Origin of the sequence: Bradyrhizobium tropiciagri, assembly GCF_018130545.1 — a bacterium.
Lineage (GTDB): Bacteria > Pseudomonadota > Alphaproteobacteria > Rhizobiales > Xanthobacteraceae > Bradyrhizobium > Bradyrhizobium tropiciagri_A.
In genome coordinates this window covers 22,567-34,859 of sequence record NZ_JAFCKF010000002.1, presented here as the reverse complement: position 1 = coordinate 34,859, position 12,293 = coordinate 22,567, and the positions used below count along the sequence as shown (strand labels likewise).

Annotated in this window: 11 protein-coding genes; 1 reads left to right on the top strand and 10 read right to left on the bottom strand. The window is 65.2% G+C overall.

Features of this window, described 5'->3' with window-relative positions:
- The first annotated feature begins 25 nt into the window (after positions 1-25).
- A complete protein-coding gene (locus JQ616_RS06680; protein ID WP_212013232.1) occupies positions 26-433 on the top strand; it encodes a YybH family protein in 408 nt (135 codons plus the stop codon).
- Here JQ616_RS06680 and JQ616_RS06675 read toward each other — a convergent pair.
- The 10 genes from JQ616_RS06675 to psrA form a co-directional block, all read right to left on the bottom strand.
- The gene (locus tag JQ616_RS06675; RefSeq protein ID WP_212013231.1) at positions 414-1,298 is read right to left on the bottom strand and encodes an alpha/beta fold hydrolase; all 885 of its coding nucleotides are present in this window, start codon (positions 1,296-1,298) and stop codon (positions 414-416) included. The two genes, JQ616_RS06680 and JQ616_RS06675, sit on opposite strands and share 20 nt — an antisense overlap.
- Positions 1,299-1,326: 28 nt before the next feature.
- A complete protein-coding gene (gene hydA, locus JQ616_RS06670) occupies positions 1,327-2,739 on the bottom strand; it encodes a dihydropyrimidinase (protein ID WP_212013230.1) in 1,413 nt (470 codons plus the stop codon).
- Complete coding sequence (locus tag JQ616_RS06665) at positions 2,739-3,503, bottom strand: aspartate/glutamate racemase family protein (RefSeq protein WP_212013229.1); 765 nt, start codon at positions 3,501-3,503, stop codon at positions 2,739-2,741. Before JQ616_RS06665 ends, hydA begins: the two co-directional genes overlap by 1 nt.
- Positions 3,500-4,273 (bottom strand): GntR family transcriptional regulator, encoded by a 774-nt coding sequence (locus JQ616_RS06660; RefSeq protein ID WP_249136555.1) that lies wholly within the window; start codon positions 4,271-4,273, stop codon positions 3,500-3,502. Before JQ616_RS06660 ends, JQ616_RS06665 begins: the two co-directional genes overlap by 4 nt.
- 62 nt (positions 4,274-4,335) lie before the next feature.
- On the bottom strand, positions 4,336-5,112 hold the full coding sequence (locus tag JQ616_RS06655) for a maleate cis-trans isomerase family protein (RefSeq protein ID WP_212013227.1): 777 nt from the start codon (positions 5,110-5,112) through the stop codon (positions 4,336-4,338).
- A gap of 55 nt (positions 5,113-5,167) precedes the next feature.
- Positions 5,168-6,472, bottom strand: coding sequence for an MFS transporter (locus JQ616_RS06650; RefSeq protein ID WP_212013226.1), 1,305 nt, complete (start codon positions 6,470-6,472; stop codon positions 5,168-5,170).
- A gap of 480 nt (positions 6,473-6,952) precedes the next feature.
- Positions 6,953-8,269, bottom strand: a complete 1,317-nt coding sequence (locus JQ616_RS06645) for an MFS transporter (RefSeq protein WP_212013224.1) — start codon at positions 8,267-8,269, stop codon at positions 6,953-6,955.
- A gap of 90 nt (positions 8,270-8,359) precedes the next feature.
- Positions 8,360-9,808, bottom strand: a complete 1,449-nt coding sequence (gene phnY / locus JQ616_RS06640; protein ID WP_212013223.1) for a phosphonoacetaldehyde dehydrogenase — start codon at positions 9,806-9,808, stop codon at positions 8,360-8,362.
- Positions 9,809-9,844: 36 nt separating this feature from the next.
- Positions 9,845-11,089: a phosphonoacetate hydrolase gene (gene phnA, locus JQ616_RS06635; RefSeq protein WP_212013221.1), complete on the bottom strand. Its 1,245-nt coding sequence runs from the start codon at positions 11,087-11,089 to the stop codon at positions 9,845-9,847.
- Positions 11,090-11,114: 25 nt separating this feature from the next.
- A complete protein-coding gene (psrA, locus tag JQ616_RS06630) occupies positions 11,115-12,245 on the bottom strand; it encodes an iron-containing alcohol dehydrogenase PsrA (RefSeq protein ID WP_212013219.1) in 1,131 nt (376 codons plus the stop codon).
- Positions 12,246-12,293: the final 48 nt, after the last annotated feature.

The following is a 12,293-nucleotide window of genomic DNA, read 5'->3' as shown; positions in this document are numbered from 1 at the left end:
TCGCCGCTGAGAACAGAGAGCAGACATGCCCGCAGACACGCCACAGGCTTGTATGGCCGACTTTACCGCATCGTTGATCGCGAGGGACATCGATTCCGCGCTGAAATTTCTCACCGATGACGTCGTGCTGTTCTACAGCAATGGGACGGCGATATCAGGCAAGGAGGTCTTTTCCGCCACGATGCAAGCCAACTGGAGGTTGGTTGAAGACTACGATTACTCCACCCTGGACTCGATCTGGATCGCGCAATCCGACACCTCGGCCGCCGCCATCTACAGCTTCGCATGGACAGGCAAGGTCCGCGGCGAAGACGTTGTCGGACGTGGGCGTGGAACCAGAGTGTTTCGCAAGGAGCACTCTGGTTGGCTGATCGCGCACGAGCATTTGAGCACGGGGCAATGGCGCGCCGAGCCTAGTCCTTCATCCCGGTGATCGAGGCACTCACCGCGCGCGGATCGCGCTGCGGCCAGCGGCCGCTTTCGACCTGCGACAGGAATTCGCCGACGATGCGGTTGTACTCGTCGGGCTCCTCGATGTTGATGGCGTGGCCGCAGTTCGGCATCACGGCGAGCGCGGCCGACGGGATGCTCTGCTTCATCAGGATGCCCGGCAACAGGCACGGCCAATCCTCGTCACCGGTCATGATCAGCGTCGGCACGGTGATGCACTTCATCTCGTCGACCAGCGTGTAGAGCGAGGGCCGTTCCTTCTGCACGCCCTGCTGGGTGTTGGCCGATCCCACCGCCGAGTGCTCGGCCAGCATATGCTTGAACTCGGCATGGCCGCGCGGATCCTTGTTCTCATACTGCACCCGCGTCGGCCCATAGGCATAGCGCTCGGCGAAGGCCGGCATGCCCTCCTTGCGGATCATGCCCGCGATCACGTCGGCCTCGGCACGGAACGTCTCGCGCTTGTCGAGCTCGGCGCCATAGCCGCAGCCGCCGATGCACAGCGAGAGCGCCCGCGCCGGGTGACGCAATCCGAAATGCAGGGTCGCGAAACCGCCCATCGAGAGGCCGACGATATGTGCCTTCGGCGCGCCGATGTGATCGAGCACGGCCAGGATGTCGTCGGCGGCGCGCGCCTGCGAATAGGACGCGACCTGCTCCGGCACGTCAGACGGCGGAAAGCCGCGGGCATTGTAGGCGATAGTGCGGAAGCGCTTGCCGAAATGCCGCATCTGCGGTTCGTAGCTGCGCAGGTCGCCGGCGAACTCGTGGACCAGAATCACCGGATGGCCGGATCCGGTCTCCTCGAAATAGAGCCGTACGCCGTCATCAGTTGTCGCATAGGGCATGGTGGTCTCCTGCCTTCTGGTTCGCGTGTTACGGAATGGTCGCTCCTGCCGGCGGCTTGGTGCGCGCAAGGTACGTGCCGTGCTGCTTGCTGCCGACCAGGGCGCCGTCGTCGACGACCACCTTGCCGCGCACCATGGTCAGCACCGGCCAGCCGGTGACCTCGAGGCCTTCATAAGGCGTATAGTCCGAGCCGTCATGGATCAGCTCGTGGCGGATCGTCACCTTGCGCGTCGGGTCCCACACCGCGATGTCGGCATCCGAGCCGACTGCGATGGTGCCCTTGCGCGGATACAGGCCGTAGATCTTGGCGTGATTGGTGGCGCTGAAGGCGACGAAGCTGTTGAGGTCGATACGGCCCTTCGCGACGCCCTCCGAGAACAGGATCGGCAGCCGCGTCGCCACGCCGGGGATCCCGTTCGGCACCCAGCGGAAACTGGTGCGTCCCTTGGGTGCGAGCTTGCCCTGCGGGTCGTCGTAGCGGAACGGGCAATGATCCGACGAGAACACCGAGAACACCTTCTGCTGCAGGCCTTCCCAGCACGCCTGCTGGCTGGCGACATCGCGCGGCGGCGGCGAGCAGACATATTTGGCGCCTTCCATGTTGAGCTGATCGAGGTCCTTCTCGGTCAGCATCAGATACTGCGGGCAGGTCTCGCCCATCACCCGCAAGCCCCGCTGCTGCGCGCGGCGGATCTCCTCCATCGCCTCGCGGTTCGAGACATGCACGATCATGATCGGCACGTCGACCAGCTCCGACAGCGAGATCGCGCGATGGGTGGCCTCGCGCTCGACCGGGATCGGCCGCGAGGTGGCGTGGAAGCGCGTCGCGGTGTTGCCCGCCCGCTCGAGCCGGTCGGTGAGGAAGCGGATCGCGTCGAAGTTCTCCGCATGCACCATCAGCATCGCGCCGGTCTCACGCGCGACCGACATGGTCTCGAGCAGCTCGCGATCCGACAGCGCCAGACCCTCATAGGTCATGAAGACTTTCAGCGAGGTGTAGCCGTCCTCGACCAGCGCCGGCAGCTCCTGGCCCAGCACATGCTCGGTCGGATCGGTGACGATCAGATGGAAGGCGACGTCGACATGGCATTCGCCTTCTGCCAGCGCATGGTAATGCTTCAGCGCCTCGCGCAGCGTCTGGCCCTTCTCCTGCAGGCAGAACGGCAGCACGGTGGTGTTGCCACCGAACGCCGCCGAACGGGTGCCGCTGGCAAAGCCGTCGGCCATCACGATGCCGTCGCCCGACGGCTGGGCGAAATGGACGTGGCTGTCGATGCCGCCGGGCAGCACCAACCGGCCGGTCGCGTCGATGATCGTGGCCGCACTGCCGAGATCATGGCCGAGCGCCGTGATCCTGCCGTCGCGGATTCCGACGTCGCAGGCAAAGGTGTCGGCAGCGGTGACCACGGTGCCGCCGCGGATGATGGTGTCGAAGGACATCAGCGGGTCCCCTCTTTCGGTGAGCGATGTTCGATGACTGCCGCAAGCGGCTCGGCCAAACCGATCGTCGGTTTCGGATCGGGCCGCCGGAAGGTGCCAGCGACCGCCTTGCGCGGCCTGAGCACGGCAAGCGTCTCCGCCTGACGCACGGCAGCCGCGACCGGATCGACCACCGGCACCGGAATGCGGTCGCGGACCTTTGCGGCAAGCCCGGCGAGCGGCGCGCCGGACAGAATGACGACGTCGGCATTGTCCTGCACGACCGCCTGGTTGGCGAGCGCAACCAGAAGCTCCTCCTTCTCGGCCTGCACCTCCGAAATCGACTGGAAGCTACCGTCGAGCGTGCGGATACCGGCGCAGCGCGCGCTCAGCCCATGCATGGCAACGCATTCTTCGTACCAGGGCGCCAGCGCGCCGGCGAAGGTCACGATCGAGAACCGCCGTCCGAGCATGCAGGCCGTGAGCATCGCGGCTTCGGCGAGGCCGACGACGGGATAGGCAAACAACTCGCGTGCGCCAAACAGGCCGGGATCGCCGAACGCGGCGATGATGGCGGCATCGATGCCGGGGCCGGCCTCGGCCAGCATCTCCAGCGCGATCGCACCGCCGATCTGCGCCTCGGCGCGGGTCGCGATATAGGGCACGCCCCGCACTGCGGTGACCGGCACGAGCTCGGTGCCGAACGATGCCGCCATGCTGCCCGCGGCATAGAGCAGGTCCGTCACATCAGCCGTCGTGTTGGGATTGAGCAACAGGATCTTCATGACGCACCGTTCCTCGTCTTGCGGCCACGCGGCTTGGCAGGTGCCTCCGGCGCCGCCGCGTCATCCGCCTTGTCGTTCAGTGTCTTGTCATCCGGTGTCGTGCCATCCAGCGTCTCCGCGACGATCTCGCCCGTGCGGCGCACGTGGTGGGCCAGCACCTGCCCCGCCCGTGCCGCATCGCGCGCCCGGAGCGCGGCCAGGATCTCCTGATGCTCGCGCACCGATTCATCCCAGCGCCCGAGCACCGAGAGTGCGAAGAAGCGCGCCCGCTCGGCCCGCGCCAGCAGCGCCTCGTGCGTCGCTTTCAGCACCGCGTTGCGGGCGAAGCTGACAATCGCCGAATGGATTTGCTGGTTCACCTGGAAATAGTCGCGCAGCTCGCCGCGGCCATGATGCCATTCGATCTTGTCCTGCAGCGCCTCGAGCCGCTCGAAATCGGCATCCTCCATGCGCTGCGCGGCGAGTTCGGCGGCGCAGCGCTCGATGCCGCTGACCGCCTCGAACAGCTCGGTCAGCTCGGCGCGGCGGAACGGCGCTACCACGGCGCTGTGGTTGAGCCTGAGCTCGACCAGGCCTTCGTTCGCCAACTGCTTCAGCGCCTCGCGCAGCGGGGTCCGCGAGATGCCGAGCGCGTCGGACAGGTCCGCCTCGCCCAGCGATTGTCCCGGCGCCAGCTCGCCGCGCACGATCATGGTGCGCAGCCGCGCCGCCGCCTGCTCGTGCAGTCCGACCCGCGGCACGCGCAGGCGGCGCCGTTGCTGCGCCGTCATCGCGCGCTTCGGTTCCTTGTTGCGCCTGGTCGGCTTGGCTTTTGTCCTGGTCTTGGCTTCAGTCACCGCACGCCTTTATCGTCATCGTTGTGTTCGGAGCTTGCCGCGCGCAGATCGGGATTCGTGAACAGGCTGCCCCAGCCGTGCACGCGCGACGGATCACAGCCGGCAGCTTTGAGGCACGCCCACAGCGTCACCGCGATCGAATCCAGTACCGGCACGCCGAACCCGCGTTCCAGCCTTTCGGCGGCACCCGCGCCGCGCATGTTGGTGCAGAGCACGACGGCGGCATCGCAGCCCTCGCGCACCACCTCCTCGATCAGCGCGGCCACCTTGGCTTCGCTGACCTCGGCGAAGGAAAAATTATCCTGCAGCGACAAATGGCGCTCGGCAAAGCAATTGAGCCCCTCCGAATTCCAGTTGGCGATGATCTTGTCCTGCACGTCCTCGCGATACGGCGTCACCAGCCCGATGCGCCTGGCGCCGATCCGCCGCAGCAGATCACGATAGGCCAGCACCGTAGTGCAGGCCTTGATACCCGTTGCAGCGGTGATTTGCTCGCACAGGCTCTCGTCGCGATCGAAGCCGAGCCAGCTTGCCGAGGTGCCGTTCCAGGCGATGACGTCGACCTTGGCATGTGCAAGCAACTCAGCTGCGCGAAGGATCTCGCCGGCGTCGAACTGGCGCAGTGCCGCCTCCGACAGCGCGATCTCCGTCACCTTGAAGCGCGAGAAATGCGCCGAGACGCCGTCGACGCCTGCCAGCATCGCGCAGGTGATCGGCTCGAGTGCGGTGTTCGACGACGGCGTCAGCATGCCGAGCCGGACGGGACGTGTCATTCATGAGGCCTCATCAACTGGCCGAGCCCTTGGCGGGCCCGGCCGGGTTTCGATTCTAGACCGGAAGCTTGCGGCTGTAATCGATCAGGGTCGAGCAGATCAACAGTGCAACGCCCGCGGCGGCGAAATACATCAAGGCGAGGAAGTAGGAGCCGGTGGCCTGCACGATGAAGCCGACGATCAATGGCGTGGTGACGCCGGCGATGTTGCCGCCGAGATTCATGCATCCGCCGAGGAAGCCGGACTTGCCGCGGCCCGCCAGTGCCGACGGGATCGCCCAGTACATGCCGCACCAGCGCAAGAAGAACAGCGTCGTCGACAGCAGCACCACCACCGCGACCGCGTTGGTGACATAGGCGACCAGGAAGATCGACACGGTCGCCATGATCGCCGCGATGCCGAACAGGGTACGGAACACGGTGTTGGGCGCCCCGCCCCGTTCGCGCCAGGTATCGCCGATCCAGCCGCCGACCAGCTCGCCGACAAAGCCGGCGAAGAAGATGATGAAGGAAGCACCGCCGAGCGCCTTGATATCGAAGCCGTGCACCTTGAACAAATAGGTCGGCATCCAGGTCAGCAGCCCGTAGAAGGTGGTGTTGAAGAACATCCAGCCCAGGCACATGCACCACACTGAGCGAAAGCGGAAATAGGCCATCCAGCTGGCGCCGGAGGACGGCGGCGTCGCCGCGTCCTCGATCGCATGTGCATCTTCGAGATACCGAGCCTCGGCTTCATTGACCGACGGATGCTCGCGCGGAACGTTGCGGATGTAGTACCAGGCCCACAGCCCGCACAGCATAGTGCCGATGCCCGCGAGGACGAAGGCGACCCGCCAGGAGCTGAACGCGGCCATCAGCCACGCGATCACGATCGAGCCGAGTGCTGCACCGAGCGGCGCACCGCCGTCCAGCAGCGTCGCGCCGCGGCCGCGTTCGGTCTGCGTCATCCAGATCGCGTTGAGTTTGCCGCCGGCCGGATAGATCGGTGCTTCCGACGCGCCGAGCCCGAGCCGGGTCAACAACAGCAGCATCCAGCTCGTGGACAGCGCCGCCAGCGCCTGGAAGAAGCCCCAGAACAATGTCGCGAGGGCGATCACGATGCGCGGCTTGAAGCGGTCGGCGAGCATGCCGCCCGGCACCTGCATCAGCGCGTAGGTCCAGAAGAACGAGCTCAGGATCAGGCCTTGCATGGCCGGGTCGATGTCGAACTCCTTGGCAATGACAGGCATTGCGACCGACAGCGAGGCCCGATCGATATAGTTGATCGAGATCAGGAACAGCATCAGCAGGAAGATCTTCCAGCGCACGCCGGATGGCTTCGCCGCATCTGCCATTGCGATGGTGGACACCTGATCGCTCATTGCTCGCTCCTCTGCCGGCAGATTGTTTTTTGCCCCAGGCGCGACCTTCGTGATCGAAGGTCACCGGCCCCCTCCTGCCCGACGAGAAGTCTGCTTCAACCTGGCAGGCGCCACAAGCACATTTTGCATTCTGCATGCAATATATTGTATCTTATTGATATCACGAATTATTCACAGATTAATGCATTGACTTTGGTCATCCCATGATGAGGAACTGGGCGTCGAGCAGCACGCTTTGCCTCCGCGAGCACCGACGTCATCCTGAGGTGCGCGCCCGTTCGGCGCGCCTCGAAGGACGACCGAGGGCGCTCGTGGCCCATCCTTCGAGGCTTCGCCCCGCGGTGCAAGCGCACCGCAGCGCTCGCACCTCAGGATGACGCTGGCTCGTGTTGCGGCATGTGGCCCATTCCAAAAAAGATTTGGTCCGCGCTTCCTGTGGAAGCGCGGACCTGTCGTGAGACCGCAGTTGCGGATCGCCTGTCAGCGGCGAATGAAGGCCGCCACCACCGCGCTCGACGTTGCGCAGACTGCGACCACCAGGAACACCAGCGAGGTCTGGTTATGCTTGTCCATGAAATGGCCGATGATCGGCTCGCCGAGACCTGCAAACAGATAGGCGAAGGAGTTCATGACGCCGGTCGCGGTCCCTGCCCGCTTGTGCCCGACCAGGTCCGGGCACAGCGCCCAGAACGAGGATTGCGGGCCATAGGTGAAGAAACCGCACAGGAACAGCACCGTCATCCCAAGATAGATCTCAGAGGTCGGGATCGCGTACATGCACAGCGCGGTGACCGCGGCGAGCGCCATGTAGAGCACGATGGCGAGGTAGCGGCGCGAGCCGAACACCTTGTCGGAGACCCAGCCATTGCTGAATGCGCCGACCGCCATGCCGACCGGCAGCGCGATGCTGATCCAGCGCGGATCGATCACCGAGGTCGCGCCCGCCTTGGCCCAGTTGCTGCCGAGGAAGTGCACCGGCACCCACACCAGCAGGCCATAGCGCGCGGCGTTCTGGAAGCCGATCGAGACGCCGGCGACTAGCAGGCGCCAGTTCGACAGCACCGCCTTGTAGCGCGCCAGCGAGCCCTCATTGGCATCGACCGCAGCCTCGGTTGCGGCGACGTCGTCGGCCTCATCATGCGGGGAGGCAAAGCCCATGTCCTCGGGCTTCTCGCGCGCGATCAGATAGAACGCGACGCCGCCGAGCAGCAGCAGCACGACGGGGATGCGGAAGATCCAGCGCCAGTCGAGCTGAAAATAGCCGACCACAACCAGCGAGGTGACGAATGACAGCACCGAAGCGAGACCGGCCGCGAATGTATAGAGCCCGTAGACCGTGCCGCGCTCGTGGCGGCCCCACCAGTTCGACAGCAGCCGGCTGCCCGGCGCCCATCCCATCGACTGGAAATAGCCGTTGATGCCCCAGAACGCCGTGAGGCTGACGATCCCGGTCGAGAGGCTGGTCGCCCAGTTCATGATGAAGGAGAGGATCGCGCCCGCGCTCATCACGCGGCGGCCGCCGAACTTGTCGCCGAGATTACCGTTGATGGCTTGGCCAACCGCGTAGCACCACAAGAGCGCCGCACTGGCCCAGCCCAGCGCCTCCTTGGTGACGCCGAACTCGGCCTGGATGCCGGGAATGGCGAAGCCGAAGGTCTGCCGTCCGGTGTAAAAGAACAAATAGCAGAACATCGCCGCGAACAGCATTCGCCACTGCGCGCGCCGGAACGAGGTCGCAAGCTCCGGATTCTGGACTCCGACCGAGCCGACGCTCGACGGACTGAACGTGATCGACATTGATGACCCTCCCCCGGTTGTCTGGTTGATCGCAGTCGGCCGCCGCGTTGTTCTTGTTATCCGCGCGCGGCCCTCGTCTGACGCGCTGCTCTAGACCGGCCAGGGCAGCGAATAGGTCTTGACGTTGGTGAAGCTCTTGATCGCCTCCTGCACGCCTTCCTTGTAGCCAAGGCCGGAGTCCTTGATCCCGCCGAACGGCGACATCTCGATCCGGTACCCCGGCACTTCCCAGACGTTGACGGTGCCGACATCGAGCTCGTTGACGAGCCGCGTGATGTAATCGAGCCGGTTGGTGCAGACGCCGGACGACAGGCCGAACGCGGTCGAATTCGAGATCCGGATCACGCTCTCGATGTCGTTGGGCACGCGGATGATCGGAATCACCGGACCGAAGGTCTCCTGCATCACCAGCTCGCTGGTGTAGGGAATCCGGTCGACCACCGTCGGCGGATACAGCGCGCCGTTGCGGTCATTGCCGTGCAGCAGCTCGGCCCCGTCGGTGACGGCGGCATTGACGCGGCGCTCGAATTCCTTCGCAGCAGCTTCATGGATGACCGTCCCGACATCCACCGTCGGGTCCATCGGATCGCCGCATTTCAGCATGCGAGCCTTCTTCAGCACGAGCGCCGCGAAATCATCGGCGACCGCCTCGACGCAGAGGATGCGCTTCACGGCCGTGCAGCGCTGGCCGGAATTCTTGGTCGCGCCGGTGACCGCAAGCTCCGCCGCCTTCTCCAGATCAGCATCCTCCATCACGATCAGGGGATCGTTGCCGCCGAGCTCGAGCACCAGACGCTTGTAGCCGGCCTTGGTGGCGATGTGCTTGCCGACCCTGACCGAACCGGTGAAGGTCACGAGATCGGCGTCCGGATCGGTGATCATGGCGTCACCCATCGAATGCGGATTGCCTGTGACCACCGACAGCATCTCGGGCGGCAGCCCGGCTTCGTAGAGCACGTCGGCGAGCGCGAGCGCGGTCAGCGGCGTCAGCTCGGTCGGCTTCAGCACCACGCGGTTGTTGGTGGCGATCGCCGGTGCGATCTTGTGGCTCACCATGTTGAGCGGATGGTTGAACGGCGTGATCGCCGAGATCGCGCCGAGCAGCGGCGTGCGGGTCGTGAAGATCTTGCGCGCCTTGCCCTGCGGGCTGATATCGCAGGAGAACGTCTCGCCGTCGTCCTGGATCGCGAGCTGGCCGGCGAACGAATAGACGTCATAGGCGCGGCCGGCCTCGTAGAGCGAATCCTTCCAGCACAGCCCGGACTCGGCGGTGATCAGCCGCGCGAATTCCTCCTTACGGCCGGCCAGGAGCTCGGCGGTGCGCAGCAGGATGCGCTGCCGCTCATAGCGCGTCAGCTTCGGCTTGAACGCCGCCGCCTTGGCGAACGCGCTGCGTACATGCTCCGGACGCGCGGCCGGCACGGTGCCCACCACCTTGTTGGTGTAGGGATTGAAGACCTCGACATGTTCGTCGGTGTCGACAAGTGTACCTGCGATCCGCATCTGCTCGTGGCGAACGGCCGGGCTCTGGATGTTCATGATGGTGTCCTTAGGTCCCAAGAAAGTTCGAAGCCGTCACTGGATGCGGTTGAGCGCGACGTCGAAGGCGTCGAAATTGCGCAGCGCGTGCCCTTCCGGCAGCGCGATCTTGCGGTTGGCGATCAGCGGCACCCGCTCCTCGGTCAGCCCGCCATGCGAGCGCAGCGGCTCGGTCAGGCCGGACAGATCGTGGCGGGCTTCGCTGGTGCCGAGCACCTTGTGCTTCGTGGAGATCACGACGATGTCGCCGATCCGATCCGGCGGCAGCTCGAACCTGGCGCAGGCGTCCTTGCGCGTCAGCGCAACCTCGATGCCCTTGGTATCGCGCAGCCGCATCAGCAGCGTGCCGACATCGGCGCCCTCGGGCGTGTAGATCGTCGCGAACGAGCCGAGCGAGCCGTGATGGGCGACATAGGGATCGGTGATCGGCAGGATCACCCGCGCGGCGCCCTTCCCGGTCCAGTCGTCCATCACGTCCTGGAGGTAGATCACGTCGGGTTTGCCGTCGGGCAAGAACTTGTCGTTCATGCCATGGTCGGCGGTCGCCACGATGTTGCAGCCCAGCGCATCCAGCTGCGCAAGATAGCCGTCGATCATCGCATAGAAGTCGTTGGCGATCCTGGTGCCGAGCCCAACCTTGTGCTGGATGTAGTCGGTGGTCGACAGGTACATCAAATCGGGACGGTAACGCTCGACCAGCTTGACGCCGGCCGCAAACACGAAGCGCGACAGGTCGGCCGAGTAGACCTCGGGCAGCGGCAGGCCGACGAAGTCGAGCACATTGTCGATGCCGTTACTGGCCTTGGTGGCGTGGTCGGCCTTCTCCGACGAGAACGCGATGGCGCGGCCGCTCGCATAGTCGAGCCCATACGCGAGCAAGGTGCGCAGCTTGTCCTTGGCGGTGACGGCGGCGACCTTGTAGCCGGCGTCATGGACACCGGCCAGAATCGTCGGCGCGCGCAGGAATTTCGGATCGTTCATCATGACTTCGGCGTTGCTCGCCGTGTCGTAAAAATAATTGCCGGCAATGCCGTGCACCGCGGGCGGCCGCCCGGTGATGATCGAGAGATTGTTCGGATTGGTGAAGCTCGGGATCACGCTGGCGGCGTGGACATGCGCGCCCTCCTTCATGAAGCGCGCGAAGGTCGGCGCGACGCCGGCCTCGATCGCTCGCTCGATATAACCGGGCTCCGAACCGTCGAGGCAGATCACGACCGTCGGTCGCGTCGGCGCATCGTAACGGCGCCCGTTGACGGTGATGGTTTTGCGATTGTCTTGCATGACGTGTCTCCTTTTCACCGCACCGTCACGCACTCACCGCGCTCGGCATCCGCTGTGTCTGCGCTGCCTCGATCAGCCGCTCTTTCGATCCGAGGAAATTGCGGCCGCGCTCGCCCTCGAGCGAGTCCGCGATCAGCGCGTGCCATTCGGCGCGCTCGATCCTGTAGGCGGCCGGATTGCAGGAGATGCCGAGCCGCGCCATGAAGTCCTCGAGATCGTCGGCCGCCCGCGTAAGGTCGGCGCCGAAGATCTGCTTCAGGCTGTCCTCGCAGAGACCGCCCGCCCCTTTGACGCTGCGCAGCACCATCGGCAGCGAGAACGAGCAGGCAATGCCGTGCTGCACGCCGTGCCGCAGCGTGATCGGATAGGACAGCGAATGCGCGATCGCGGTCTTGGTGTTGGAGAACGCCAGCCCCGCAAACAGTGCCGCCTGTGCCATGCGGCTGCGCAGCTCGAGATTGCCCAAATCATTCGCGAGCTTCGGCAGCACATCGAGCACACCGCGCGCCGCCGCCACCGCGTGGTTGGCCGATACCGGATTGTTGTTGACGTTCCAGATGCTCTCCAGCGCATGCGACAGCGCGTCGAGCCCGGTGCTGATGGTCAGCAGCTGCGGCTTGCCAAGCATCAGGCGCGGATCGATCACTGCGTGGGTCGGGTAAAGCGATGGGCGCGCCAGCGAGTATTTCTTGCCGTTGGCCTCGTCCCACACCGTACCCCAGCACGTCACCTCGCTGCCGGTGCCGGCGGTGGTCGGCACCGCGATGATCGGGATCGCCGCAAGCCGCTCGGCGCCCTGTTGCGTCTCCAGATAGGTCTTCACCGTCGCGAAGTCGCCGTCGGCCGCGGCGAACACTTTTGCAGAGTCGATCACCGAGCCGCCGCCGAGCGCAATGATCACCTCGGGCTGTTTCGCGAGCCCGGCAAAACGCGCGGTCTGTGCGGTGAGCAGGCGGTAGTCCGGATTGGGCGCGACGTCGCGGATGGTCAGGACCGACGGACCCGCTGCGGCATGCAGCCGACGCTCGAGCTCGTCGAAGAACGGCTCGCCATAGGTCACGAGCGCATAGGCGCGCTTGCCGATCAACGCCGATAGCTTGTCGAAGCTGTCGGCTCCGAATTCGATCCGTACCGGGTTGGAATAAGTCCAGGCCATCCGCGCGTCCTCCGTTTGACGCGAAGGTACGGCGCGGGCTGCTATTGA

Excerpts from the sequence above, each read along its gene's own strand:
- JQ616_RS06680 (WP_212013232.1), top strand. The coding sequence starts at position 26 with ATGCCCGCAGACACGCCACAGGCTTGTATGGCCGACTTTACCGCATCG.
- JQ616_RS06675 (WP_212013231.1), bottom strand. The coding sequence starts at position 1,298 with ATGCCCTATGCGACAACTGATGACGGCGTACGGCTCTATTTCGAGGAG.
- hydA (WP_212013230.1), bottom strand. The coding sequence starts at position 2,739 with ATGTCCTTCGACACCATCATCCGCGGCGGCACCGTGGTCACCGCTGCC.
- JQ616_RS06665 (WP_212013229.1), bottom strand. The coding sequence starts at position 3,503 with ATGAAGATCCTGTTGCTCAATCCCAACACGACGGCTGATGTGACGGAC.
- JQ616_RS06660 (WP_249136555.1), bottom strand. The coding sequence starts at position 4,273 with ATGACGGCGCAGCAACGGCGCCGCCTGCGCGTGCCGCGGGTCGGACTG.
- JQ616_RS06655 (WP_212013227.1), bottom strand. The coding sequence starts at position 5,112 with ATGACACGTCCCGTCCGGCTCGGCATGCTGACGCCGTCGTCGAACACC.
- JQ616_RS06650 (WP_212013226.1), bottom strand. The coding sequence starts at position 6,472 with ATGAGCGATCAGGTGTCCACCATCGCAATGGCAGATGCGGCGAAGCCA.
- JQ616_RS06645 (WP_212013224.1), bottom strand. The coding sequence starts at position 8,269 with ATGTCGATCACGTTCAGTCCGTCGAGCGTCGGCTCGGTCGGAGTCCAG.
- phnY (WP_212013223.1), bottom strand. The coding sequence starts at position 9,808 with ATGAACATCCAGAGCCCGGCCGTTCGCCACGAGCAGATGCGGATCGCA.
- phnA (WP_212013221.1), bottom strand. The coding sequence starts at position 11,089 with ATGCAAGACAATCGCAAAACCATCACCGTCAACGGGCGCCGTTACGAT.
- psrA (WP_212013219.1), bottom strand. The coding sequence starts at position 12,245 with ATGGCCTGGACTTATTCCAACCCGGTACGGATCGAATTCGGAGCCGAC.